20 protein-coding genes are annotated in these 25180 nt (G+C 68.8%); 15 read left to right on the forward strand and 5 right to left on the reverse strand.

Annotated features, from left to right (window positions below; genetic code table 11):
- Positions 1-243 precede the first annotated feature (243 nt).
- Positions 244-1863, forward strand: a complete 1620-nt coding sequence (locus tag ABD05_RS22230) for a methyl-accepting chemotaxis protein (protein ID WP_047902233.1) — start codon at positions 244-246, stop codon at positions 1861-1863.
- Here the strand turns inward: ABD05_RS22230 and ABD05_RS22235 are convergent.
- Entirely contained in the window at positions 1836-2945 is a 1110-nt protein-coding gene (locus tag ABD05_RS22235; RefSeq protein WP_047902234.1) for an AGE family epimerase/isomerase, read from the reverse strand. The two genes, ABD05_RS22230 and ABD05_RS22235, sit on opposite strands and share 28 nt — an antisense overlap.
- Before the next feature lie 114 nt (positions 2946-3059).
- Here ABD05_RS22235 and ABD05_RS22240 point away from each other — a divergent pair, with 114 nt between their 5' ends.
- The 4 genes from ABD05_RS22240 (at position 3060) to ABD05_RS22250 (ending at position 6327) form a co-directional block, all read left to right on the forward strand.
- Positions 3060-3758, forward strand: coding sequence for an MgtC/SapB family protein (locus ABD05_RS22240; RefSeq protein WP_047902235.1), 699 nt, complete (start codon positions 3060-3062; stop codon positions 3756-3758).
- Positions 3759-3850: 92 nt separating this feature from the next.
- A complete protein-coding gene (locus ABD05_RS22245; protein WP_047902236.1) occupies positions 3851-5365 on the forward strand; it encodes a hypothetical protein in 1515 nt (504 codons plus the stop codon).
- Positions 5366-5540: 175 nt separating this feature from the next.
- Positions 5541-5696 carry a hypothetical protein gene (locus ABD05_RS38645; RefSeq protein WP_167347855.1) on the forward strand — a complete coding sequence of 52 codons (156 nt, stop codon included), beginning with the start codon at positions 5541-5543 and terminating at the stop codon, positions 5694-5696.
- A 151-nt stretch (positions 5697-5847) separates the two neighbouring features.
- Entirely contained in the window at positions 5848-6327 is a 480-nt protein-coding gene (locus ABD05_RS22250; RefSeq protein ID WP_047902237.1) for a GNAT family N-acetyltransferase, read from the forward strand.
- Between the two features lie 231 nt (positions 6328-6558).
- On the opposite strand, the gene ABD05_RS22255 is transcribed toward ABD05_RS22250, so the two are convergent.
- The gene (locus ABD05_RS22255; RefSeq protein ID WP_082146194.1) at positions 6559-9381 is read right to left on the reverse strand and encodes a heavy metal translocating P-type ATPase; all 2823 of its coding nucleotides are present in this window, start codon (positions 9379-9381) and stop codon (positions 6559-6561) included.
- Between the two features lie 183 nt (positions 9382-9564).
- Positions 9565-9888: a type II toxin-antitoxin system HicB family antitoxin gene (locus tag ABD05_RS22260; RefSeq protein WP_047902238.1), complete on the reverse strand. Its 324-nt coding sequence runs from the start codon at positions 9886-9888 to the stop codon at positions 9565-9567.
- A 369-nt stretch (positions 9889-10257) separates the two neighbouring features.
- Between ABD05_RS22260 and ABD05_RS22265 the strand changes: the two genes are divergently transcribed.
- Both ABD05_RS22265 and ABD05_RS22270 read left to right on the forward strand, forming a co-directional pair.
- The gene (locus tag ABD05_RS22265; RefSeq protein WP_047902239.1) at positions 10258-11694 is read left to right on the forward strand and encodes a DUF1254 domain-containing protein; all 1437 of its coding nucleotides are present in this window, start codon (positions 10258-10260) and stop codon (positions 11692-11694) included.
- Between the two features lie 151 nt (positions 11695-11845).
- Positions 11846-15727, forward strand: coding sequence for a DUF748 domain-containing protein (locus tag ABD05_RS22270; protein WP_047902240.1), 3882 nt, complete (start codon positions 11846-11848; stop codon positions 15725-15727).
- A 58-nt stretch (positions 15728-15785) separates the two neighbouring features.
- Here ABD05_RS22270 and ABD05_RS22275 read toward each other — a convergent pair whose 3' ends face one another.
- On the reverse strand, positions 15786-16007 hold the full coding sequence (locus tag ABD05_RS22275) for a hypothetical protein (RefSeq protein ID WP_047902241.1): 222 nt from the start codon (positions 16005-16007) through the stop codon (positions 15786-15788).
- Positions 16008-16257: 250 nt separating this feature from the next.
- Here ABD05_RS22275 and ABD05_RS22280 point away from each other — a divergent pair, with 250 nt between their 5' ends.
- Positions 16258-17934 (forward strand): alkaline phosphatase family protein, encoded by a 1677-nt coding sequence (locus ABD05_RS22280; RefSeq protein WP_047902242.1) that lies wholly within the window; start codon positions 16258-16260, stop codon positions 17932-17934.
- 76 nt (positions 17935-18010) lie between these two features.
- Here the strand turns inward: ABD05_RS22280 and ABD05_RS22285 are convergent, their stop codons facing one another.
- Positions 18011-18907: a LysR substrate-binding domain-containing protein gene (locus tag ABD05_RS22285; RefSeq protein ID WP_047902243.1), complete on the reverse strand. Its 897-nt coding sequence runs from the start codon at positions 18905-18907 to the stop codon at positions 18011-18013.
- A 162-nt stretch (positions 18908-19069) separates the two neighbouring features.
- Between ABD05_RS22285 and ABD05_RS22290 the strand changes: the two genes are divergently transcribed.
- From ABD05_RS22290 to ABD05_RS22320, 7 genes are all read left to right on the forward strand, one after another.
- Positions 19070-19921: an ABC transporter permease gene (locus ABD05_RS22290; protein WP_047902244.1), complete on the forward strand. Its 852-nt coding sequence runs from the start codon at positions 19070-19072 to the stop codon at positions 19919-19921.
- A 7-nt stretch (positions 19922-19928) separates the two neighbouring features.
- Entirely contained in the window at positions 19929-20960 is a 1032-nt protein-coding gene (locus tag ABD05_RS22295) for an ABC transporter ATP-binding protein (protein WP_047902245.1), read from the forward strand.
- 36 nt (positions 20961-20996) lie between these two features.
- Complete coding sequence (locus tag ABD05_RS22300) at positions 20997-22085, forward strand: extracellular solute-binding protein (protein ID WP_047902246.1); 1089 nt, start codon at positions 20997-20999, stop codon at positions 22083-22085.
- A 10-nt stretch (positions 22086-22095) separates the two neighbouring features.
- Entirely contained in the window at positions 22096-22926 is an 831-nt protein-coding gene (locus ABD05_RS22305) for an ABC transporter permease (RefSeq protein ID WP_047902247.1), read from the forward strand.
- Positions 22904-23452, forward strand: coding sequence for a TIGR00725 family protein (locus ABD05_RS22310; protein ID WP_047902248.1), 549 nt, complete (start codon positions 22904-22906; stop codon positions 23450-23452). Before ABD05_RS22305 ends, ABD05_RS22310 begins: the two co-directional genes overlap by 23 nt.
- Positions 23453-23520: 68 nt before the next feature.
- Positions 23521-24720, forward strand: a complete 1200-nt coding sequence (locus ABD05_RS22315) for a porin (protein WP_047902249.1) — start codon at positions 23521-23523, stop codon at positions 24718-24720.
- A gap of 170 nt (positions 24721-24890) precedes the next feature.
- Positions 24891-25085, forward strand: a complete 195-nt coding sequence (locus ABD05_RS22320; protein WP_047902250.1) for a YqaE/Pmp3 family membrane protein — start codon at positions 24891-24893, stop codon at positions 25083-25085.
- Positions 25086-25180: the final 95 nt, after the last annotated feature.

Consider the following 25180-nt stretch of genomic DNA (forward strand, 5'->3'; position numbering starts at 1 on the left):
AAGGAAATTCGTCCGCGTTACCTGCAATTGCCGGCGCGATGCGACGCGATTATTGCGTCGAACGCGGGAGTTGTCCTTGTTTGCGGGCGATTCGGCGGGAATGCGCGAGCGATGCGCGTCACGGGCCCGCGTCGCCGGCCGCACGTCACCGGCCGCACCTGAGTACCCGCTCCTAAAGTCCGACGAAGAAATGCCGCTAATGCCGGGGCATTGCCACATCGTCCGCTCTCCAGGAATCTCCCCATGTTCGGAAAAATCAAGCTCGCGTCGGGTCTGCTCGGCGTGTTGACCGTGTTTTGCCTCTTCCTGTTCGCGATCGAAGCGCTCGGCTTCTGGGCGCTCGCGTCGACGCGCAGCGGCGTCGACGATCTGTCGAACGTCGCGATCGCGCAGGTCAACTCGGCCAACCAGGCGACCGAGCACCTGCTCGACGCGCGCATCAACCTGTCGCGCGCCGGCACGCGGATGGTGCGCGGCGGCCCGAAGCCGGAAGACATCATCCGCCATGCCGGCGCTTCGCTTGCCGAAGCGGACAAGGCGTTCGCCGCGCTGACGGCCGCGCAGCCGGTCGACGACACGAACCGCGCGCGCGTCGCGGCGCTCGCCGAGCGCTATCGCGCGCTGCGCGGCGCGCTCGGCGAACTCGTGCAGTTCCTCGACGCCGACAACATCCAGGCGTTCCTCGACCAGCCGACGCAAGGCATCCAGGACGCCTACATCGCCGAACTGCATCGCTTCGCCGAATACGGCAGCGCATCGAGCCGCACGGCGCTCGACACGATCGACGGCGGCATGCTCTGGTTCAAGTCGGTCGGCATCGCGCTGCTGGTGGCGATGCTCGCGGCGAGCGCGGCGATCTACGCAGCCGCGCGGCGCGCGGTCGTCGCGCCGCTGGACGAGGCCGGCCGCCACTTCGAGCGGATCGCGCAGGGCCGGCTCGACGAAGCCGTGCGGGCGGGCGGCGTGTTCGAGATCGACCGGATGCTGCGCGGCCTCGCCGCGATGCAGACGAGCATCGCGGGCACCGTGCGCACGGTGCGCCACGCGTCCGATGCGATCCACCTCGGCGCGGGCGAGATCGCGGGCGGCAACGCCGACCTGTCGGCGCGCACGGGCACGCAGGCCGCCTCGCTCGAGGAAACGGCCGCGAGCATGGAGGAATTGACCGCGACCGTCCGGCAGAACACCGACAGCGCCCGCGCGGCCAGCGCGCTGGCCGACGCGGCGCTCGAAGCGACGGGCCACGGCGGCGGCGTGGTCGACAGCGTGATCGACCGGATGCGCGGCATCGCGCAGAGCTCGGGGCGGATCGCGGAGATCATCTCGGTGATCGACGGCATCGCATTCCAGACCAACATCCTCGCGCTGAACGCGGCGGTCGAGGCCGCACGGGCCGGCGAACAGGGGCGCGGCTTCGCGGTCGTCGCGGGCGAAGTGCGCTCGCTCGCGCAGCGCAGCGCGCAATCGGCGAAGGAGATCAAGGCGCTGATCGAGGATTCGGTCGCGCAGATCAACGGCGGCGCGGAACTCGTCGAGCGCGCTGGCGAAGCGATGCGGACGGTGTCCGCGTCGATCACGCGCGTCGTGCAGACGATGTCCGAGATCACCGCGGCGTCGGTCGAGCAGAGCGTCGGGATCGAGCAGGTGAACCAGGCCGTCACGCAGATGGATCAGCTGACGCAGCAGAACGCGGCGCTGGTCGAGGAAGTCGCGGCGGCGGCCGCGTCGCTGAACGACCAGACCGCGCACCTGATGCAGGCGGTGTCGGTGTTCGAACTGGGCGATGGACGTGCCGCACGCGGCGAACGCGCGGCGCCGTCGTTCGCCGACGCGGGTTACGAGCCGGCCGGCAGCGCCGCGTAGGCGGTGGCGAGATGGTAGGGCGTCGTCGACGGCAGGTCGGCGCGCGACACCTGCCCGTCCGCCGTCTTGCACTCGAACCAGCCGCGCGGATGCAGGAAGCGCGCGGCGAAGCGCTCGATCTGCTGCGCGAGCGGCGCGGAGGCCGGCGTGCCGCCGTGCGTCGCGAGCGCGCGCAGGTACTCGGTCTGCGCCCAGATCCGCTGCGTGCCGTCGATGCACGCGCCTTGCGCATCAAGCGCCGCGCAGACGCCGCCCGTGTGCGCATCGACGCCGTATTGCTCCGCGAACGCGAATGCGCGCGACAGCGCGCCGGGGAGCCCGGTCTGCGCGAGCCGTGCGCCGGCCGCGTCGACCAGATAGAACCACTCGAATTGATGGCCGGGCTCGAAACGGTTGTCGGCCGCCCCGAGCGGCAGCTCGGCGACGCAGCCGGTTGCCGTGTCGACGAACGTGCGCTCGACGGCTTGCGCGGTGTTGAAGAGCGCATCGTCGAACGCCGCGTCGCCGAATGCGTCGGCGGCCGCGAGCCACGCTTCGGTCAGGTGCATCAGCGGATTCTGCAGCGCGCCGCTGCCGGATGACGAGAAATCGGCGTGGCGCGCCGCATCGAGCAGCGCGTCGCCGCGGCGCGGCGCGAAGCGGTCCTGGATCAGCGCGGCGGTTTCCTCGGCCATCGTGCGCGCGGCGGCGTCGCCCGACGCCGCATGCCACGCGGCGCACGCGAACACGATGAAGGCGTGCGTATAGAGATCCTTGCTGGTATCGAGCGGCGCGCCGTGCGCGTCGACGCTGTAGATCCAGCCGCCGTGGCGCGCGTCGCGGAAGCGGCTGCACAGCGCGTCGAACAGCGTGGCTGCGTGCGCGGCGTCGCCGGCCTGCGCGAACACGAACAGTTGCCGCGCGCAGGCCATTGCGCGATAACGGGTGACGGGCAGCGGCGCGTGGGTGGCCGGATCGACGGCCTCGAACGGCAACTGCAACGTGTGGTCGAACCCTGAACCCCGCCAGATCGGCAAGACGATGTGCGCGAAATGGTGGCGCAGCTGGGCGGCCTGGGCGGAAGCGGAGTCGGAAACGGACATGACGGGGTTGAGCGCTTGGATCTGAACGTGTCGGCGCGGCCCGGAGGATCGGCGCGGCCGGGGCCAAGGATAAAACATTCCGCGCGACCGGCACAAAAAAAGGAGATAAAACCGATGCTCAGCAACCTGGAACTCGTGATGCGGCTCGTTCTCGCGGCGGCGCTCGGCAGCGTCATCGGCTTCGAGCGCGAGCGCCTGTCGTGGGCGGCCGGCCTGCGCACGCACATGCTCGTGTGCGTCGGCTCGACGCTGATCATGATCGTGTCGGCGTTCGGTTTCGCCGACGTGCTCGGCAGCAGCGAGCACATCGTGCTCGATCCGTCGCGGATCGCCGCGCAGGTCGTGTCGGGCATCGGCTTCCTCGGTGCGGGCTCGATCCTGCTGCGCGGCGAGATCGTGCGCGGGCTGACGACGGCCGCGAGCCTGTGGTCGGTCGCCGCGATCGGCCTCGCGGTGGGCGGCGGGCTCTATGTCGCGTCGATTTCGGCGACGATCATCATCCTGATCATCCTGGCCGGCATCAAGCCGCTGGAGCGGCGCTACTTCACGGTACGCCAGCGGCGCCAGCTTGCGCTGACGGTCGTGAGCGGTGCGCTGACGTTCGATTCGCTGCACGCGGCGCTCGGCCCCGACAGCGCGCGCGTGAAGCAGTTCATCTTGCAGCGTGCCGACGACACGGGCGAGCACGACGAGGTGCGCATCGCGCTCGCGCGGGTGTCGGAACTCGAATACCGGGCGATCTGCGACAAGCTGCGCGCGTTGAAGGGCGTCACGCGTTTCGAGGAAGGGAACGGGTTGTCGGGCGACGAATAGGCTGAATCGGTTGCGGGGCGTGCGACAATGGCCAGCCACCGATTCCGTTCGACATCCGGTTCCGCGCTCGCGGGCCCCGCCATCCGATTTCCATGACCGAATCCGTTTCCACGCCTCGCTCCCGTTCCCGTTCCAATCGTTCATCGGCCCGTTCCCGCCAGCGCTCGGCGGCTGCCGCGGGCAGCACGTCCGCGAGGGCAACGTCGCGGCACGGCAGCGCGCCGGCCGGCGATGCGCAGCGGGATGAACTGACGCTCGACCTGTTCGGCGATCCGGTGCTCGAGCCGGGCGAGCGGGTGCTGGTTACGGCGGAAGCCGAAGCGGCGATCGGTGCCGCGGACGATGCGGCTGCCGGGCGGCAGGCCTCGCTGGACGGGTTCAGTGCGCCGGAGGGCACGAGTGCGGTGGGGCATGCGGAAGCTGACGGTGCGGTGAAGCCGGAAGTCGCGGCGGCGAGTGGTGATGTTTCGGCGCCTGAAGGTGGCGATGCTGCGAACGCGCGCGGTGTGTCCGCGGCTGATGGCGTTGCAATAAAGGTCATCGATGTGCCTGCGGCCGATGGCGTTGCAGCGAAGGTAGCCTATGTGCCTGCGGCCGATGGCGTTGCAGTGAAGGCGGCCGATGTGCCTGCGGCCGTTGGCGTTGCAACGAAAGCAGCCGATGTGCCTGCGGCCGATGGCGTCGCAGCGAAGGCGGCCGATGTGTCTGCGGCCGATGGCGTCGCAGCGAAGGCGGCCGACGTGTCTGCGGCCGATGGCGCTACCGCGACGGCAACCGGGCCGCAAGCGGCAGATGGCGCCGTGGCGAAGACGGCCGATCGGCACGCGACTGATGGCGAAATCACGAAAGCTGCTGTCGAAGCGGCGGCCGTCAAATCTCGCGAAGGACGATCTTCCGGCGACGCAGTGAAGGAGCGCCGTTCCTCGTCGGCCGGCAAACGCCGGGCGGCTGCCGGCGCAAGCGACGCGACGTCGGTGCAATCCGCGCCGGTTGCGACGAGCGTCGACAAGGCGCCTGACGCGACCGGATCGAATCCGGTGCCGGACGTTGCTTCGACGGTTGAGTCGCAGACGCCGGCACAACCGGCCGATCCGGCGATCGTCGCGAACCCCGCGCCCCCCCGTGACGCTGCCCCGACCAACGCCTCGTCGTCGCCGGTCATGCAGCCCGTGGCTTCCGCCGCGTCCTTCGTGACGAAGCCGTCGTCGGAACGTGCGCAACCGGCTGCGCCGGCCTTCGATCCGGATACGCACCTGCGCCCGCTGACGGATCGGCTCGCCGCGCTGCAGGCCGACGTGGACGGTTTGACGCGCACGGCCGATCGCGAGATGCGCCGCGTCAACCGCCTGCTGCTGGCGCTGGCCGTCGTCGTGCTGGCGGGGCTCGTCGCGCTGATGCTGCAAACGCGGCAGATTGCACACCTGAAGCAGGACGCGGCCACCAAGCAGCAGCGGATCGATCGCCTGGCGGCCGATCTGTCGACGCAGCAGGCGACGCTGATGACGCTCGAAGAGCACCACGAAGCGCTCCTGTCGCAAGTCGACCGGCTTCAGCGCAATGCGAACCGCGAGGCGGCCGTCGCGAAGCGTGCCCGCCGCACGCGCTGATCGTTCCGACCCTATCCTGGAGGCCCGACGGGGCAAGGATCGCCGTTCCACGCCTGCGATCGGCGGCGGCTCGCGCGCGGCAAACTGATGCGGTGCGCTGGCAGAATTCAGGGAAAACCCTTAGAATGGAGTGCATCTAAGGGAAAACCCTAGCCACATCTGTCAGGAGTCTCACATGAGCTTCATCCTTGCCCTGCTGCAAAAGATCGACGACCTGTTCGTGTCGCCGCACCTGCCGCTCGACGCCGATTACTCGTACGCTGCACGTCGTGCCGAAGTCGAGCGCGTGCGCCGTGCGCATCTCGTGCCGATCGTCCTGTATCGTCGCTGATTCGCTGATTCGCTGATTCGCTGATTCGCTGATTCGCTGATTCGGCGCGGCGCCTGCCGCACCTGCCTGCCCGCTTTCCGCCGCCGCATCGCGCGCCGGCGCGACCGTCCCGCTACACTGGAAGTCCGATTCTGTTCACGGCGACCGGACCATGCTGTTGATGCGGCCGATGACGGCCGGCGAATTCCACGCGTACCGCACGCGAGCCATCGACGGCTACGCGCGCGATCTCGTTTCATCCGGACAAAATGCTGTCGAAGACGCGGCCGATCGTGCGCGCGCCTGTTTCGACACGCTGTTGCCGGACGGGCTGCGGACATCCGGCCAGATACTCGTCGTGCTCATCGACGGCGCCACCGGCGACGCGGTGGGCGACCTCTGGTACGCGATCGTGCCCGAAGGGCCGAACCGCACGCTGTTCATCTACGATCTCGACATCGTCCCGTCCCGGCGTCGCCAGGGCTGGGCCACGCGCGCGCTCGAAGCGCTCGACGCCGAGGCGCGCCGGTACGGCATCACCGAGATCGGGCTGTCGGTGTTCAATCACAACACGGCGGCCCGCGCGCTGTATCGTGCGTGCGGCTTCGCGCCGATCACGACGACGTTGATCAAGCCGGTTATCCCGGGCTGAATCCGCTGGTCGGCGCCGCGTCGTCCCGCGCGGCCGATTCGACACACCGCTGATGGCCGACACCGGCCACCCTCCCGATACTTCCTGTTCGCCAAGCGCCAAGCGCCAAGCGCCAAACGCCAAACGCCAAACGCCAAACGCCAAACGCCAAACGCCAAACGCCAAACGCCAAACGCCAAACGCCAAACGCCGAACGCCAAACGGCTGTCCGGCTAGCGTCACCGGCACGCGTCAGCGCGCGCGGCCTTTCCATCTCCGCAACAGCAACGCGTTGGTCACGACGCTGACGCTGGAAAACGCCATCGCCGCGCCCGCGATCACCGGGTTCAGCAAGCCGAGCGCCGCGAGCGGCACGCCGACCAGGTTGTAGACGAACGCCCAGAACAGGTTTTGCTGGATCTTCCGGTACGTGCGTTTGGAGATGTCGATCGCGTCGGCGACGAGCGCCGGATCGCCGCGCATCAGCGTGATGCCGGCCGTGTGCATCGCGACGTCCGTGCCGGTCGCCATCGCGATGCCGACATCGGCCGCGGCGAGCGCGGGCGCGTCGTTGATCCCGTCGCCGACCATCGCGACGATCCCGCCGTGCGTGCGCTTCAGTTCGGCGACGACGCGCGCCTTATCGTCGGGCAGCACCTGCGCATGCACTTCGCCGATGCCGAGCGACGCCGCGACGGCCGCCGCGCTGCCGCGGTTGTCGCCCGTCACGAGCACGCTCGCGACGCCGCGCGCCGACAACGCCGCGATCGTGTCGCGCGCGCCCGGCTTCACGGTGTCGCCGAACGCGATCAGCGCGAGCAGCGCGCGCGGCGCATCGGCGCGCATCAGCCATGAAATCGTGTTGCCCGCGCGTTCGAGCTCCGCCGCGCGAGCGTCGAGCGCCGGCGGCACTGCCAGGCCGAGCTCGTCGCGCCAGCGCGTGCTGCCGAGCGCGAGCAATTGCCCGCCGACGCGCGCTTCCACGCCGCGTCCGGCCACTGCGCGCGCATCGGCTGCGGCGACTGCAGCGGCCGACGGCGCTGCGGCGCCGCGCGCGGCCACGCCGGCCTCGTGCGCGGCGACCACGGCGCGAGCGAGCGGATGGTCGCTCTGGCGCTGCACCGCCGCCGCGAGCGCGAGCGCTTCGTCGCGCGGCATGCCGACGGCTTCGAACGCCGTCACGGACGGCTTGCCTTCGGTCAGCGTGCCGGTCTTGTCGAACGCGATCACGGTGGCGCGCTGCGCGAGTTCGAGCGCCTGCGCGTCCTTGATCAGCACGCCGTGCCGGGCCGCGACGCCCGTGCCGGCCATGATCGCGGCGGGTGTCGCGAGACCGAGCGCGCACGGGCACGCGATGACGAGCACCGCGACCGCATTGAGGATCGCGGTTTCCATCCCGGCGCCGGCGATCAGCCAGCCGACCAGCGTCAGCAGCGCGATGCCGAGGATCGCCGGCACGAACACTTCGCTGACACGATCGACGAGCCGCTGGATCGGCGCCTTCTCGGCCTGCGCGGATTCGACGAGGCGGATGATGCGCGCGAGCGTCGTCTCCGCGCCGATCGCGGTGGTTTCGACGACGAGCGCGCCTTCGCCGTTGATCGAGCCGGCCGTGACGGCGTCGCCGCCGTCCTTCGGCACGGGCAGGCTTTCGCCGGTGATCAGCGATTCGTCGATGTGCGAGCGGCCCGACACGATCCGGCCGTCGACCGGCACGCGTTCGCCGGGGCGGATGCTGACGTTCGTGCCGACGCGCACCTGCGACAGCGGCACGTCGCGTTCGACGCCGTGTTCGACGACGCGCGCCCGATCGGGGCGCAGCGCGTTCAGCGCGCGGATCGCTTCGGTGGTCTGGCGCTTCGCGCGCGATTCGAGCCATTTGCCGAAGCGCACGAGCGTGACGATGACGGCCGACGCCTCGAAATACAGGTGGCCGGGATGCGCGGGATCGCGCAGCAGCATCCACAGGCTCAGCCCGTACGCGGCCGACGTGCCGAGCGCGACGAGCAGGTCCATGTTGCCGGCGCGCGCCTTCACCGCATGCCAGGCCGCGCGGTAGAAGCGCGCGCCGAAGCCGAGCTGCACGATCGACGCGAGCACGAGCTGGAGCCAGCCGGGCAGCATCAGGTCGATGCCGAACGGCGCGACGAGCATCGGCGCGACGAGCGGCGCGCTCAGCACGGCAGACCAGATCACGAGGTTGCGTTCGCGAACCGCTTCGCGGCGCTTGCGGGCATCGGGGTCCTGTGCGGGGCTGGCCGGTTGCGCGTCGGCGCTGGCCGTTGCGCCGGCCGACGGCGCGGCGGCGAGCGATGCGCGGTAGCCGGCCGTCGTGACCGCCGCGATCAGCATGGCGGCGTCGAGTGCGCCGACGCCGTGCACCGACGCGCGCTCGGTTGCAAGGTTGACCGACGCGCGTGCGACGCCCGGTACGGCGGCCAGCGCTTTTTCGACGCGGCCGACGCAGGACGCACAGGTCATGCCGCCGATGTCGAGTTCGAGTTCGGCGGATGCGGCGGATTCTGCCGGCGGGGTGGCGACTGCGCCGGCGACCGGCGTTGCGCCATAGCCGGCCTGCTTTACGGCTTCGGCGAGCCGCGTAGCGGAAACGTCGGTCGAGGCGTCGACCGTGGCGCGCTCGGTCGCCAGGTTGACCGACGCACGCGTGACGCCCGGCACCTTCGTGAGTGCTTTTTCGACACGCGACACGCACGACGCGCAGGTCATCCCGTCGATGTCGAGTTCGATCGTGGCACCGGCTGCGGGAAGCGCCGGCACCGCGACAGGTGGTGCTTCGTCGAGCAGCGTATGCGCGGTCGCGACGGCTTCGACCGCCGCGTCACGCACCGTCGCGCGATAACCGGCCTCGGCGACCGCGTCGACGAGCTGGCCGGGCTCGACCGTTTCCTGCGCGGTCACCGTCGCCGCGTGCGCATCGAGATCGACCGTCGCCTCGACGACGCCCGGCACGGCGGCCAGCGCGCGCTGCACGCGGCCCGTGCAACCGCCGCAATGCATGCCGTCGACGCTCAGTTCGATCGTTTGCAGCGCTGAGGAGGCAAGTGGTTCAGTCATGTCGGATTCCCCAAAAGCGCGGTTCGTGCCGCGAATGAATCCAGTATCAACATTCCCATGATGGTAAGGTCAAGCGACGATGATGCTGTTGAAGCACACAGGTTGTCACAACGCGGAAAAAGCAAACGCCCGGCTTCCAGACGGAGAGCCGGGGCGGTCGCGTTTTTGCGCTCGACTACGCGCTCAGGCGCAGAGCTTGGCGCTCGCGAGGCGATTCAGGCTGACGCCTTGCTCGGCGGCCTGGATCACCAGCGCGCGGTGTGCCTGCGGAGGGATGCGAACCTTGAATTCGCCGCTGTAGGTCCGGTCGGCGATCGGCTCGGGCACCTTCTCCCCGTTCGCGGCCATGTCGCGCACGACATCGGCGACGAGCCGGCGAATGCCGGCCAGTGCGCCTTCCGGCGTTTCGTCGAGCCACGAAAGAGACGGGAACTCCGCGCACAGGCCGACGTGCTCCCCGTCCTCCGGGGACCACGTTACGCGGTACGTAAAGTGGTCTTGGGTCATGATTGCTGTTCCTTCAGTCGAGGATCTTCGATACGCTAGCCATACCAAATGGTGTCAATATTGACACCATTCGTCAATCCGGAATTCGCTCCTTCCGCCCGCGATTGTTTCGGCGCGTGCGCGTTTCGTTCCGATATCTCCGGTTTTGTGATGAATCTCTCGAACTATTTCGAATTCGTCGACAGTGCGGCCAGCGTTCACCCCGCTATTCGGCGTATTAGGGATTGCCCCGAGGCGCTATGATACCGGCCTGACATCAGCGCCCGCCGCCGCGAAACGGCTGTCCGGGCAGGCTGAGGTGCCTTGTTTCCGCTATTCGCGAGTCGAACGAGGCGTTGACTGAAAAGAACGATATTCGGCCAGTAATCGATGATTGAAAACCAGCGAGAATCAGTTTCTCTGCGGCGCGCGTGCGCGTCGCTGGCCATTGCGGCGTTGCTTGCGGGGTGCGCGTCGCAACCCGACGCGATCCAGCGGAAAACCGGCTGGATGCGCGCGGAAGTCGCCGACTCCTATGTCTATGCGTATCCGCTCGTGCTGATGGACGTCGCGAAGGAAGCGGCGACGGGCGGCGATGGTGCGCAACCGGGGCAGGCGCCGCTCAACACGCTGCGCCACGCGCAGGCGCTGCCGCCCGTCGGCGCGGTCAATCCGCCGCTGCCGGGCGTCGACACGCTCGACTCGACCGGCTGGCTCGACGTCGCCGCCGAACCCGTGGTCGTCACGCTGCCCGACACGCGCGGCCGCTACTGGGATGCGCGTGCGCTCGACATGTGGACGAACGTGCTGTGGTCGTCGTCGAGCGTGCCGGCACGCGGTGCACGCGGCGGTGCGCGATCGCAAACGATTGCCTTTGCCGCGAAGGACTGGCAGGGCACGCTGCCGAAGGGCGTGCAGCGCGTCGACGTGCCGTCGGGCAATGCATGGCTCGAAGTGCGGCTGCAGACGAGCGGCGGGCGCGACCTGACGAACGTGAAGAAGCTGCAGCGCGCGATCCGCGTGGTGCCGCTTTCTGTTTACACAGGCGCGGCGCGCGGCGCGTCGGTCGCGGTCCATGCGGGCAGCGCGCCGTCCGAAGCGGTGGGCGGCGGCACGCCGGCCGAGCAGGTGGCCGCGCTGGACCCGAAGGCGTTCTTCGCGCGCTTCGCACAGGCGCTGCAGGACAACCCGCCACCGGCCGACGACGCGCACGCGCAGGAATTGCTCGGCGAAATCGGCGTGTCGGCCGGCTACCCGGTGCTGTGGACGGGCGACCGCCTCGCGGCCGCGACGGCGGGCGTCGCCGAGGCGCGCGCGCGGCTCGCGACGCCGCCGTCGAACCTGCTGAACGCGAACGGCTGGAGCTGGATCGGCGACACGGCCGGCAAGTACGGCCAGGACTATGCGCTGCGCGCGTACGCGGCCTACACGCAGTTCGGCACCGCGACGCGCGACGATGAGACGCTCGCGGTCGTCCGCGTGGACAGCGACGGCCATCCGCTGAACGGCGCGAACCGCTACGTGCTGCATTTCGCGCCGGGCGCGCTGCCGCCGGCGCGCGCGTTCTGGACGCTCACGCCCTATTCGACGAACGGCGCGCTGCCCGACCTCGGGGCGGCACGCCGCTCTCTCGGCGATCGCGACCGGCTGCGCCGCAACCGCGACGGCTCGATCGACATCGTCGTGTCGGCGTCGCCGGGCGGCGCGTATGCGGGCAACTGGCTGCCGGCGCCGCGCGCCGATTTCGCGCTCGCGTTGCGCCTGTACGCGCCGAAGCCGCAGGCGAGCGACGGATCGTGGATGCCGCCCGTCGTCGTCCGGAAATGAACGGTTGACCGCCGCCGTTGTCCGACCGGCGGGCGCGGCGGCGGCGCCCGACCTCCGTACCGTCACCTCCTGAGCCTATACTTTCGGGATAGCGTGCGCGGCCGCCCGGTTCTCCGGCGCGGCCCGGCATCCATTCCCGAGATATTCAAGCATGGCAAGCGCAGACAAGAAAACCGTATCCTCGACCCTCCATGCCCTCGGCGGCGTTGCACGCTCGCGCCGGACCCGGCGTATCGGCATCGGCGTACTGATCTTCCTGGTTTTATTCGGACTGCTCGGGTTCTTCGCGGCGCCGCCGCTGATCCGCCATGTCGCCGAACAGCAATTGAGCAAGCAGCTCGACCGGCCGGCCACGATCCAGCGCATCGCGCTGAACCCGTACACGCTGAACCTCGAAGCCGACGGCATCCGCGTCGGCGAGCGCGGCGGCCGCGGCGACTTCGTCGACATCGGCAAGCTCGTCGTGAGGCCGTCGTGGTCGTCGCTGTTCCGCGGTGCGCCGATCGTCAATGAAATCCGCCTCGATTCGCCGCGCTTTCACATCGTCCGCTACGACGCGCAGCGCTTCAACTTCACCGACCTGATCGAGAAGTTCTCGACGCCGTCCAAACCCGAAAGCAAGCCGACGCAGTTCTCGGTGTCGAACATCCAGGTGAACGACGGTCGGATCGACTTCGACGATCGCCTGCTGAACGAAAAGCACGTCGTCGACAACTGGATGCTCGGCATCCCGTATATCGCGACGCTGGCGGCGAAGACCGACATCTTCGTCGAGCCGAAGCTGCGCATGCGTTTCGACGGCAGCCCGATCGCGATCGACGGCAGGACCAAGCCGTTCGCGCAGTCGCGCGAGTCGGAGATCGCGCTGAAGTTCGACCGTCTCGACGTGCCGAAGCTGATCTCGTACGTGCCGGCGAAGCTGCCGGTGGCCGTGACGAGCGGCCTGCTGAGCAGCAACCTCGCGATCAATTTCGCGATGAGCGGCGAGACGCCCGCGCTGCGGGTGTCGGGCACCGTCGACCTGAACGACGCGAAGGTAACGGACCACGCGTCCGCGCCGCTGTTCGCCGCGCGCGGCGTGCACGTCGCGGCGGCCAGCCTCGAGCCGCTGCGCAACGCGATGCACTTCGACGAGATCCGGATCGACCAGCCGGTGGTCGACCTGTCGCGCGACAAGCAGGGCGTGCTGAACGTCGAGAAGCTCGCCGCGCAACCCGGCGCCGCACCGAAGGCGGAAGCCGGCAAGCCGGCCGCGTCGGGCGCCGCAGCCGCAGCCGCTTCCGGGACCGCCACCGCAGCGGCCAGCGGTGCGAAGGCCGAAACCGCCACCGCAGCAGCCAGCGGCGCGAAGGCCGAAACCGCCGCCGCAGCAGCCAGCGGCGCAAAGGCCGAAACCGCCGCCGCGAAGGAGGCGCCGCCGCTCGACCTGACGATCCGTCATTTCGCGATCGACGGCGGCACGGTCAACGTCGACGACCGCGTGCCGGCGCCGCCGTCCGCGCTGTCGCTCACGAAGCTCGCCGCGACGCTCGACGGATTCTCGCTGCAGGGCAAGACGCCCGCGAAGTACACGCTGTCGACGTCGCTGTCGCGCGGCGGCGACGTGAAGGCCGAAGGCACATTCAATCTCGCGGCGAAGCAGGCCGACACGAAGCTGACGGTCGCCGCGCTCGCGCTGCCGGCGCTGCAGCCGTACCTCGGCGAAGCGACGCGCGCGCGCGTACTCGACGGCACGCTCGGCGCGACCGTCAATGCACAGGCCGACTGGGGCAAGACGCCGCTCGCCGCGCAGGTCGCCGACAGCACGGTGAGCCTGAAATCGCTGAAGGTCGCGACGCCTGACGCGAAGGCGCCCGCGATCGTGCTGCCCGACGCGAGCGCGAAGATCACGAAGGTCGACGTCGCCGCGCGCACCGCGGAGATCGCGAGCGTCGACGCGAGCGGGCTCGCGCTCGACGTGCAGCGCCTGAAGGACGGCAAGATCGACCTCGCGGCGCTGGCCGAACCCGCGCAGGCGTCGGTGCCGAAGCGCACGGTCGCGCGCAAGGCCGAGGCTGCGGCGCCGTCGTGGCATTACCGGATCGACGCGCTGAACGTGAAGGGTTCGTCCGCGAACTTCACCGACCTGTCGACGCCGCGCCCGGTGAAGCTGGCGATCAAGCCGCTGGAACTGTCGGTGCAGAAGATCAGCGACGACATGACCAGGCCGCTGCCGGTGCAGTTGAAGGCGACGCTGAACCGCAAGGGTTCGCTGAACGTCGCGGGCGACGTGACCGCGCAGCCGCTGAAGGCCGGCCTGAAGATCAACGGCAACCGCCTCGACGCGGCCGCGTTCGAGCCGTACTTCGGCAGCGCACTGAACGTGACCATCGCGAGCGCGCTGCTCAACGCGCAGGGCAACCTGACGTTCGCGCAGGTGAAGGACACGCCGCGCGCCACCTATCGCGGCGACGTCGCGCTCGTCGACGTGCGGATGCTCGACAAGGCGACGTCCGACCCGTTCGCCGGCTGGCGCTCGCTCGCGCTGTCGAACCTGAAGGCGAACTACGACGAGAAGGGCACCGACGTCGACGCCGCACGCGTGACGTTCTCGAACTTCTACGGCCGCGTGCTGCTCGATGCGCAGGGGCGCCTGAACCTGAAGGACGTCGTCGCGAAGCAATCGGGCCCCGCGCAGTCGCTCACGCGTGACGCGAGCAAGGGCGAACCGGTGCCGCTGTCGCCGGGCATGACGCCGCCGGCCGCCGCGCCGGCGGCATCGGCAGCGGTCGCGCAGCAGGCATCCGCGCCGGCTGCCGCGTCCGCGCCGGCGGTCGTGAAGGCCGCGACCCCGCCGCAGAACCCGGTGCGGATGCACTTCGGTCAGCTCGTGCTGCAGAGCGGCCGCGTGACGTATACCGACAACTTCATCAAGCCGAACTACACGGCGAACCTCGTCGCGATCAACGGCACGGTCGGCGCGTTCGGCACGGATTCGACGACGTCCGCGCCGGTCGATGTCGCCGCGAACCTGGCGGGCAACGGGCCGATCTCGATCAAGGGCTCGGTGAACCCGCTGATCGAGAAACCCGCGCTCGACCTCACGGCGACCGCGCACGACATCGAGCTGACCAACCTGACGCCGTATTCGGCAAAGTACGCCGGCTATCCGATCACGAAGGGCAAGCTCAACGTCGACCTGCATTACCAGCTCGCGAACGACCAGTTGTCGGCGAACAACCACATCTTCATCGACCAGCTCACGTTCGGCGACCGCGTCGAAAACGATACGGCGACGAAGCTGCCGGTGAAGCTCGCGATCTCGCTGCTGAAGAACACGCGCGGCCAGATCGACGTGAACCTGCCGGTGTCGGGTTCGCTGTCGAATCCGGAGTTCAGCGTCGGCGGGTTGATCTGGCATGCGGTGCTGAACCTGATCGCGAAGGCCGTCACGTCGCCGTTCACGCTGCTCGCGAATGCGTTCGGCGGCGGTGGCGAGGATCTCGGCTACGTCGAGTTCGCGCCGGGCACGTACGACCTGACCGACGCACAGCAGAAGAAGCTCGACACTGTCGTGAAGATGCTGACCGAGAAGGCGTCGATCCGCCTCGACCTGATCGGCCGCGTCGATCCGGCGAAGGACACGCCGGGGCTGCGCGACGCGTATGTCGAGCGGCTGGTTCGGCAGCAGAAGCTGAAGGATGTGGTCGGCCAGGGCGAGAGCATCGACCCGATGTCGGTGAAGGTCGACCCCGCCGAATACTCCAAATACCTGACGCGCGCGTACAAGGCCGCCGACTTCAAGAAGCCGCGCAACCTGGTCGGCCTGCAGAAGACGCTGCCCGATGCGGACATGAAGCAGGCGCTGGCCGATCACGCACCGGCCGACGACAACGCGCTGCGCGCGCTCGCGCAGCAGCGTGCGCAGGCCGTGCGCCAGTACCTCGAAGGGAAGATCGATTCGAGCCGCGTGTTCGTCGTTGCGCCGAAGCTCGATGCGAAGGGCATCGAGGACAAGGGCGCGACGACCCGCGTCGACTTCGGGCTCCAGTAAGCCGTCGCTTCATCTGCTGCCGCCGCGTCCGCACAAGCCGGGCGCGGCGGCTGTTTTTTCAGCGCGCGACGATTTCCGGTTCGCGCTTGTCCCGTTCCTTCCTCGCGGCCAGCGGCAGACGCGCGTCGTCCCACTGCGTCAGCCATTCGACTTCCTTCGCGGTGAACACCTGTCCGTAATTGCGCAGCGCGTACTGCAGCGCGTCGACGACGTGATGGCGAATGATTTCGGGGGTACGTGCATCGTCCAGCACGAACCGGAGAGCTTCCAGGGTCGACATAGTCGTGCTCCGGGTCAGGGAAAACCCTTTATCACACGCCAATAGTCGCGGGCCAAGTCGAAAAAAAATCCGGCCGCACGGGCCGACGCGCGGAGCGGATCGCATTGCGACCGCTTCATGTCACTTGCGTTTGGTTACGTTTGACAGAGAACAGAAAGCCCCGCTTCATCCGACCGCCGCACGATCCGGCGATATTTTGCGCGCCTGATGGCAAGTCACGCAGTTCAACATCAATCGATGAGGTGGGGTGATGATTTCGTTTTTCGGTAAGCAGCGGAAGATGGCGGCGATGGTGGCGGGCGCGCTGGCGCTCGCAAGCGCGGGCGCGCACGCGGCGCAGCAGGACGGCAACAGCCAGGGCGAGGATCGCGGCAATGCGCATCGGGTCGTGAAGCACGTGCTGCTGATCAGCGTCGATGGCCTGCACGAGCAGGATCTCGCGCGCTGCATCGGCGCGAACACGTGCCCGAACATCGCGGTGCTCGCCAAGAGCGGCGTGACGTACACGAACGCGTACACGCCTGGCCTGTCGGATTCGTTCCCGGGCCTCGCGGCGCTCGTGACGGGCGGCTCGCCGAAGACGGCCGGCCTGTTCTACGACGTGTCGTACGACCGCAACCTGTATGCGCCGAGCGATACGACGTGTTCGGGCAAGCAGGGCTGGAACGTCGTGTTCGACGAAACGACCGGCATCGACGCGATCAACGGCGGCAAGCTCGTGCACCTCGACGGCGGCGGCGCGTTCAACCCGCAGGCGATCCCGCATGCGCGCGTGGGCGGCCAGTGCGTGCCGGTCTATCCGCACAACTACGTGAAGACCAACACGGTGTTCGAAGCCGTGAAGGCCGGCGTGCCGAATGCGCACACCGCGTGGGCCGACAAGCACGCGTGGGGCTACGACTGGCTGAACGGCCCGTCGGGCACCGGCGTCGACGACCTGATGCGCACCGAGATCAACTCGATCGACCCGGCGACGAACACCGACTACACGGACGTCTACTCGCACACCGCGCGCTTCGACAACCTGCACGTGCAGGCGCTGATCAACCAGATCGAAGGCCGCGATTCGACGGGCACCAAGAGCGCGCCGGTGCCGACGCTGTTCGGCGCCAACTTCCAGACGCTGAGCGTCGCGCAGAAGTCGCCGGTCGCGAAGGGCGGCGGGTATCTCGACGCGGACTTCACGCCGAACGGTCAGGTCGCGAACGCGATCACGTATGTCGACAACTCGATCGGCCATGTCGTCGCGGCGCTGAAGCAGGCCAACCTGTACACGTCGACGGCCGTGATCGTGACGGCGAAGCACGGCCAGTCGCCGACCGACCGCACGAAGCTCGTGAAGAACGGCGACACGCTGTCGAAGCTGCTCGAAGCGAACAACTACCTCGACCCGAACGGCAACTTCGGCCAGAACAACACGACGACGGGCAACCTGAACGACGGGTCGGGCCTGGTCGGCACGGGCTTCGTGCAGACCGACGACGTCGGCCTGATCTGGCTGCGCGACCGCAGCCAGCGCACGGCCGTCGTGCAGACGCTGAAGGCGAACCTGGGCTGCAACGCGCCGGGGATCTGCGCGGACGGTTCGCAGGCCTACATCCTGTACGGCGCGGCGCTCGCCGACCGCTTCGGCGATCCGGCCAACGGCCGCACGCCGGACATCATCGTCCAGCCGAATCCGGGCGTGATCTACACGTCGAGCACGAAGAAGGACGAGGAGCACGGCGGCAACGCGCCGGACGACAGCCACCTCGGCCTGCTCGTGTCGTATCCGGGCATCCATCGCGCGCGCACCGTGAACGATCTGGTCGGCACGAAGCAGGTCGCGCCGACGATCCTCGAGCTGCTCGGCGCCGATCCGCGCCTGCTGCATGCGGTCGTGGCAGAGAACACGCGCGTGCTGCCGGGGCTCGGTATCGGGCGTTGAGCGTGACGGGCGGCGCGGCGCCGCACTCCCGGCGCCGCCATGCCGCCCGAGCCTGCCCGGCCGTGCCGGGCATGGCTCATCCGTTCGCGCATTCGTCGAGCATCCATTCCCTGAAGCGCCGCAACGCGGCGCTCGTCTCCAGGCGCTCCGGCGCGTAGCACAGGTAGTGCCCTTGCGCGTCGACGTCGACGGGGGCGTCGAACGGTTCGACGAGCGCGCCGGCCGCGAGCGTGTCGACGATCAGGAAGCGCGGCACGAGCGCGAGCCCGAGCCCGGCCTGCGCGGCCTGGATCAGCACCGAATACTGTTCGAAGCGCGGCCCCGCCAGCGCGTTCATCTGTGCCGCGCGATGGCGCTCCGCCCACATGGACCATGCGATTTCCGCCTGCTCGTGCACGAGCCGCGGCGCGGATGCCGCGTCGGCGGGCGTGCGCAGCGCATGCCGCGCCGCGAATTCACCGGAACAGACCGGCACGAACGTCCGGCCGTCCAGGTAATCGCAGCGGACGCCTTCCCATGCGCCGTCGCCATAGCGGATCGCCGCGTCGAGTCCGAACGGAAACACGTCGCCGTGAGCCAGATGGCGGCGGAAACTCAGCGTGACGCCCGGCGCGCAGGCCAGAAAGCGCGCGAGCCGCGGCACCAGCCACTTCGTCGTGAAGGTCGGCACGCTCGCGATCGTCAGCAGATCGCTGTTCTCGCGCGCGCTCAGCAATTCGATCGACGCGTTGCCGATCTCGCGCAGCGGGCCGATCACGCGCGCGTGATAGACCTGTCCGGCCCGCGTGAGCGCGAGATTGCGCCCCTCGCGCACGAACAGCTTGACGCCGAACAGCGTCTCGAGATTCGCGATCTGCCGGCTGACCGCGCTCGGCGTCAGGCCGAGCTCGCGGGCCGCATACGAGAAGTTCAGGTACTTCACGGAACTCGCGAACGCGTGCAACTCCGCGATGTTGGGAAACAGGTGCTTCACGGCGAACTATTCCTTGCGCGCACAGATCGATGCGGGCGTTGTACGTTTTTTTCATGACGATGCCATGTCGGATCCGCACACTGCGTCCGTCACGACCATGCATGTCGGCCCTGTCCGGCGGGCGTTGCGTGACCCATTCCGTGTCCGTCAGCGAGTTTCGCCATGCATCCGCCATCCGCTCCGGCCCTTGCCGAAGCTATTCCGATTCGTCGTACCAAACGGCCACACGCGATGGCGGGGCGCCTGCTGCTGCAGGCATTCGTCGCGGCCTTCACGCTGTACCTCGCGTTGCCGATCGCGCTGCTGCTGATCGGCTCGGTCGGCCAGTCGTGGACGAACACGCTGCTGCCGTCCGGCATCACGTCGCACTGGTTCGCCGATCTGGCCGCGAATCGCAGCTTTACCCGCGCATTCGGCGTGAGCCTCGTCGTCGCGCTCGCGTGCTGTGCGATCAATGCCGTGCTGGCGCTGCCGCTCGCTTATGCGCTGCATCACCGCGCACTGGCCGGCCGCGGCTTCGCGGCGCGCGTCGTGATGCTGATGCCGATCGCGGTGCCGGCGCTGACGCTCGGGTTCGGCTACATCGCGATCTTCAGCGGCGATGCGCTGCCGTGGCTCGGCACGCTGCCGCTGATGATCGCCGCGCACGCGGTGCTGACGCTGCCGTACCTGCTGCAGACGCTGCTGAGCGACCTGCGCCACCTGGGCCTCGCCCATCTCGAAGCGTGTGCGGCGACGCTCGGCGCGACGCCGCTGCGCCAGTTCTTCACGATCGTGGTGCCGAACCTGCGGCACAGCCTGTTTTCCGGCCTCGTGATGGTCGCCGCGCTGTCGATCGGCGAATTCCAGATATCGAACCTGATCGCGGGCTTCCGCTATCGCAACTATCCGATCGTGCTGCTGCAGGCGTTCTACGGCGCGTCGGGGATGGCCTGTGCGGCGACCGTCGTGCTGCTCGTCCTCGCCGTGTTGGCAACGCTCGCCTCCGTCTTCACCGTGCAACGCCTGAAGTGAAACCGTCATGAGTCTCGATTTCGAAAACGTCAGCTTTCAGTATCCGGGCGCCCGTCACGGCGTCGACGCGGTCACGCTGTCCGCGGCCCAGGGCGAACTGCTCGCCGTGATGGGCCGCAGCGGCTCCGGCAAATCGACGCTGCTGCGCCTCGCCGCCGGGCTGCTCGACGGCTACCGCGGTCGCATCGCGATCGTCGGCCGCGACATGGCCGGCGTGCCGGTGTGGCAGCGCGAGATCGGGATGGTGTTCCAGCACTACGCGCTGTTTCCGAACCTGTCGGTCGTCGACAACGTCGGCTATGGCCTGAAGATGCGCGGCATGACGGCGGCACTGCGCCGCCGCCGCGCGCTCGAGATGCTCGAACGCGTCGGCCTCGCCGCGCAGGCCGACCGCAGTACGGCGCTGCTGTCCGGCGGCCAGCAGCAGCGCGTCGCGCTGGCCCGCGCGCTCGTGATCGAACCGAAGCTGCTGCTGCTCGACGAGCCGCTCGCGGCGCTCGACGCCGGCATTCGCCACCAGTTGCGCGACGAGATCCGCTCGCTGCAGCGCGCCTGCGGCGCGACGACGCTGCTCGTCACGCACGACCAGGACGAGGCGCTCAGCATGGCCGATCGCGTGGCGATCGTCGACGGCGGCCGCATGTTGCAGGCCGGCACCCCGCGCGACCTGTACGAGCGTCCGGCGACCGCGCAGGTCGCCCGCTTCGTAGGCCATTCGACGCTGCTGCGCGGCCGCGTGCTCGCGCACGGCGCAGTCGACGTGCAGTTCACCACGCTGTGCGCGGACACGGGCGCGCACCGGCCGGGCGACTCGGTCGACGTGCTGGTCCGGCCGGAACACCTGCAGCCCGATCCGCCCGAATACGTCACGAACCGCATCGACGGCCGGCTCGGCGAGGTGCGCTATTTCGGCGCGACGCAGCGCTTCGACTTCGTGCCGGCCGGTGCGAGCGACGCGCTGCTCGGCGAAGGGCGCGAGCTTCCGGCGCGCTGCGTGTCGATCGAGCCGCGCCACCTGCTCGTGCTGCCCGCCGCGTAAGCGCGGGCGACCCTATTCATTCAACGGAGAATCACGATGTCTGCACGCCGTCATTTCCTTCATGCGACGCGCCGCCGCCTGCTGGCGCTCTGCGCGTTCGCGACCCTCGCGCCGGCGCTGGCCCATGCCGCGCCGCTGTATCCCGGCGAGGACGCACTGTACGAGAAGGCCGCCGACGAAGGGCTCGTCGTGTCGTTCGACACGGGCCCGGAATGGGCGAACTGGAAATCGCTGTTCGCCGAATTCCGCAAGCGCTACCCGAAGGTCGAGATCACGTACAACGACATCGGCTCGGCGGCAACGGTCGTCGCGCTCGACAAGTCGCGACGCCGCCCGCAGGCCGACACCGCGTACTACTTCGCGGCGTCGGCGCTCGATGCGACGGCCAAGGACGTCGTCGCGCCGTTCAAGCCGGTCAATTTCGACAAGCTGCCGCCGGTGTTCCGCGCGGCCGACGGCCGCTGGTTCGCCGTGCATTCGCTGAACATCGCGTTGCTCGTCAACCGGAAGCTGGTGAAGAACGTGCCGCAGCGCTGGTCCGACCTGCTGAAGCCCGAATATCGCAATGCGGTCGTCTATCTCGACCCGCGTTCGACCGGGCAGGGGCAGGTCGCCGTGTTCGCTGCCGCCTATGCGAACGGCGGCAGCGTCGACAACCCGAAGCCGGGCGCGGAGTTCTTCGGCAAGCTGAAGCAGGCGGGCAACGTGCTGCGCGTCGAGGGGACGACGCCGTACGCGAAGTTCGTCAAGGGCGAGATTCCGATCCTGATCGGCTACGAGAACGACGGGCTCAAGGCCAAGTACACGGACGGCATGGGCGACGCGGCCGAAGTCGTGATTCCGCAGGACGGCAGCGTCTCGGCGCCGTACGCGATGAGTCTCGTGAAGAACGGCCCGAACCCGGCCGCCGCGCAGTTGTGGCTCAACCTCGTGATGAGCGATGTCGGCCAGGCGCTGTTCGCGCAGGGCTACGTGCGCCCGGCCGTACCCGGCACGCCGGTCGCGCAGGAGGTTGCCGCGAAGCTGCCGAACGCGCCGCAGGTGCGTCCGCTCGACGTCGCGAAGGCCGCGACGCGCAAGGCCGAGGTCGACCAGCTCTGGTCGCAGGCCACGCTCGGCAAGTAAGGGGCGCGCGATGCGGAGCTCTTCCATGCAGCGCGGCGTGCTGCGCCGCTACGGCGCGGTGCCGGCGGCCGGGCTGTTCGCGGTGTGCTTCGCGCTGCCGCTCGCCGCGCTTGTCGGCGCCGCGTTCGACGGCGGCGGTCGTGCGTTCGCCGCGGTATTCGGCGATCCGCTCGTCGCCGACGCCATCGTGCGCTCGCTGGCGCTCGCGATCGGCGCCGGCACGCTGTCCGTCGCGGTCGGCGTGCCGGTCGCGTTCGTGCTGGCCGGGCAGTCGCCGGCGCGCCGCCGCTGGTCGCTCGCGCTGCTCGGCGTGCCGCTCGCGTTCTCCGGCCTCGTGATCGCGTACGGCTTCATCCTCGTGTTCGGCCGCGCCGGTTTCGTGACGACGCTGCTGGCGTCGCTCGGCGCGGACCCGACCGTGGTCGGCGGCGCGATCTACACGATGCCGGGGCTCGCTTTCGCGTACGCGTACTACCTGATCCCGCGCGTCGCGCTGATCCTCTACCCGGCGCTCGCGAATCTCGACCGGCGGCCGCTCGAGGCGGCGCTGACGCTCGGCGCGCGGCCGTGGCGCGCGTGGTTCGACGTCGCGTGGCGCGAGCTGTGGCCGTCGATCGCGTCGGCGTGGTGCCTCGTCAGCGCGATCGCGCTCGGCACGTACGGCACGGCGCTCGCGCTGGCCGGCACGCAGATCAACATCCTGCCGCTGCTGATGTACCTGAAGCTGTCCGACGGACAGACCGATTTCTCGCAGGCCGCCGTGCTGTCGATCGTGCTGACGGCGCTCTGCACCTGCGTTCTTGCACTGGGGGAAGGACTTGCACGGCAACGACATCATTGAATGGTCGAGCGAGGCGCGCGACGCGCTGGCGCAACTCGCGCAACGGCAGCGCGGCGCGACCCGGCACCGGATGCCGGTCGGCGTGATCGGCCCGCGCGATGCGACGGACGCCCAGTTCGCCATCGCCGAGCGAATCGCGCACGGGCTCGCGGCGGCGGGCGTCGCGATCGTCGGCGGCGGCAAGCAGGGCGTGATGGAGGCGGCCGCGCGCGGCGCGCAGGCGGCGGGCGGATGCGCGATCGGGTTGCTGCCCGAGGACGATGCGCAGCACGCGAATCCGTACCTGACCGTCGCGCTGCCGACCGGGCTCGGCATCACGCGCAACGCGCTGATCGCTCGCGCATCGCTGTGCCTGATCGCGGTCGGCGGCGGCCTCGGCACGCTGTCCGAAATCGCGCTGGGGCTGCAATGGGGCAAGCCGGTGTTCACGATTTGCGACGCGCCGCAGGTGGCGGGCGTCGAGAACTTCGACGAAGCGGACCTGCTCGTCGCGCGAGTCGCGCAGTGGCTGTCCGGTTCGGCGTAGGTCGGCATTCCGGGTAACCGGATGCATCGTCTCGGTTGGTATCGATTGGATAAATAGGAATCCTCTACATGAAGAAGTTCACTTTTGCGCTTTGCGTTGCCGGCGGCCTCTGCACGGCGGCGCATGCGCAAGGCACCGTCACGCTCTACGGGATCGTCGACGCGGGTTTGGGGTACGCGAGCAACCAGCGCGTCGCGACGAGCAAGGGAGTGCTCGGTTCGCCGGTCGCGTATCGCGGCGCGTCGAGCTACAGTTTCGCGAGCGGTACGTGGTCCGGCAGCCGCTGGGGGCTGAAGGGCAAGGAAGATCTCGGCGATGGGCTCGCGGCCGTCTTCCAGCTCGAGAGCGGCTTCAACATCGGCACCGGGCAGCTCGGCCAGGGCGGGCGGATGTTCGGCCGCCAGGCGTGGATGGGGCTGTCGAGCACGCGCTACGGCACGCTGACGATGGGCCGCCAGTACGATCCGATCGTCGATTTCGTCGGCTCGATCGGGCCCGGCTCGTTCCTGACCGGCATGGGTGCGCATCCGGGCGATCTCGACAACATCGACAACCAGTCGCGCGAGAACAATTCGGTCAAGTACGTGAGCCCGTCGTTCGGCGGCTTCACGTTCGGCGGGCTGTACGGCTTCGGCAACCAGGCGGGCAGCGCGAAGAACCAGAACACGTGGAGCGTCGGCGGCCAGTACGTGAACGGGCCGTTCGCGATCGGCGCGGCCTACCTGTATGCGACCAACGCATTCGGCGCGAACGGCGGCGCATGGACCGGCTCGTACGACGGCACCTTCGCGTCGTCGATCAACGAGGGTTTTGCGTCGTCGAAGAGCATGCAGATCGTTGCGGCCGCGTCGACCTACCAGATCGGCGCGGTGACGCTGGGCCTGTCGTACAGCAACACGCAGTACCGGGCGGGCGCGTTCTCGACGTTCCGGGGCAACGCGACCTACAACTCGGTCGGCGGCACGGCGTCGTGGCAGGTGTCGCCGGCGCTGCGCGTCGCGGCCGGCTACGACTTCACGCGCGGCAGTTCGGTCGGCGGGGAAGCCGCGCCGAAGTATCACCAGTTGAACCTGGCGTCGTACTACACCCTGTCGAAGCGGACCGCGCTCTACGGTCTCGTCGGCTACCAGAAGGCGAGCGGCAAGACGCTCGACCCGTACGGCAACGTCGTCGCCGCGACGGCGTCGGTCGGCGACGTCGGCAACGGCATCTCGTCCGCCGGCAACACGCAGACGCTCGTGCGGATCGGCATGCGGCATACGTTCTGATCGTCGCACGATCGCACTCCGGCGAATTCGATTGGCCCTCGCATGTCGCGAGGGCTTTTTTTCGTCCGGTCGATCGCCCGGATCATGCCGGGCCCGGACTTGAAATGGGCGGAGCAACCCGCCATATTGGCTGCGCATGAACTTTCAACGACGCCTCCAGAGGATTCCCGATGCGCCTTCTGCTTGCCCTGCTGCTGCCGTGGTTCCAGTTCTTCACGATCGGCCGCCCGATCGCTGGCGTGATCTGCCTGATCCTGCAACTCACGATCATCGGCTGGCTGCCGGCCGCGATCTGGTCGGTGTATGCGCTGAGCCAGTACAAGACTGATCAAAAGATCGAGGCGGCGCTGCGCGAGCGGCGGTAAGCGGCGGGAGTTCCCCTGACCGCTGCTTCTGAAGTTCGAGAGTGAGATTCTTATTTCAGTAGAAATTTATATAATTAAGCTATGATGGATGGCAT

The organism is Burkholderia pyrrocinia (assembly GCF_001028665.1).
GTDB classification, from domain to species: Bacteria; Pseudomonadota; Gammaproteobacteria; order Burkholderiales; family Burkholderiaceae; genus Burkholderia; species Burkholderia pyrrocinia.

Coding starts and splice junctions, on each gene's coding strand:
- ABD05_RS22230 (WP_047902233.1), top strand. CDS start 244: ATGTTCGGAAAAATCAAGCTCGCGTCGGGTCTGCTCGGCGTGTTGACC.
- ABD05_RS22235 (WP_047902234.1), bottom strand. CDS start 2,945: ATGTCCGTTTCCGACTCCGCTTCCGCCCAGGCCGCCCAGCTGCGCCAC.
- ABD05_RS22240 (WP_047902235.1), top strand. CDS start 3,060: ATGCTCAGCAACCTGGAACTCGTGATGCGGCTCGTTCTCGCGGCGGCG.
- ABD05_RS22245 (WP_047902236.1), top strand. CDS start 3,851: ATGACCGAATCCGTTTCCACGCCTCGCTCCCGTTCCCGTTCCAATCGT.
- ABD05_RS38645 (WP_167347855.1), top strand. CDS start 5,541: ATGAGCTTCATCCTTGCCCTGCTGCAAAAGATCGACGACCTGTTCGTG.
- ABD05_RS22250 (WP_047902237.1), top strand. CDS start 5,848: ATGCTGTTGATGCGGCCGATGACGGCCGGCGAATTCCACGCGTACCGC.
- ABD05_RS22255 (WP_082146194.1), bottom strand. CDS start 9,381: ATGACTGAACCACTTGCCTCCTCAGCGCTGCAAACGATCGAACTGAGC.
- ABD05_RS22260 (WP_047902238.1), bottom strand. CDS start 9,888: ATGACCCAAGACCACTTTACGTACCGCGTAACGTGGTCCCCGGAGGAC.
- ABD05_RS22265 (WP_047902239.1), top strand. CDS start 10,258: ATGATTGAAAACCAGCGAGAATCAGTTTCTCTGCGGCGCGCGTGCGCG.
- ABD05_RS22270 (WP_047902240.1), top strand. CDS start 11,846: ATGGCAAGCGCAGACAAGAAAACCGTATCCTCGACCCTCCATGCCCTC.
- ABD05_RS22275 (WP_047902241.1), bottom strand. CDS start 16,007: ATGTCGACCCTGGAAGCTCTCCGGTTCGTGCTGGACGATGCACGTACC.
- ABD05_RS22280 (WP_047902242.1), top strand. CDS start 16,258: ATGATTTCGTTTTTCGGTAAGCAGCGGAAGATGGCGGCGATGGTGGCG.
- ABD05_RS22290 (WP_047902244.1), top strand. CDS start 19,070: ATGCATCCGCCATCCGCTCCGGCCCTTGCCGAAGCTATTCCGATTCGT.
- ABD05_RS22295 (WP_047902245.1), top strand. CDS start 19,929: ATGAGTCTCGATTTCGAAAACGTCAGCTTTCAGTATCCGGGCGCCCGT.
- ABD05_RS22300 (WP_047902246.1), top strand. CDS start 20,997: ATGTCTGCACGCCGTCATTTCCTTCATGCGACGCGCCGCCGCCTGCTG.
- ABD05_RS22305 (WP_047902247.1), top strand. CDS start 22,096: ATGCGGAGCTCTTCCATGCAGCGCGGCGTGCTGCGCCGCTACGGCGCG.
- ABD05_RS22315 (WP_047902249.1), top strand. CDS start 23,521: ATGAAGAAGTTCACTTTTGCGCTTTGCGTTGCCGGCGGCCTCTGCACG.
- ABD05_RS22320 (WP_047902250.1), top strand. CDS start 24,891: ATGCGCCTTCTGCTTGCCCTGCTGCTGCCGTGGTTCCAGTTCTTCACG.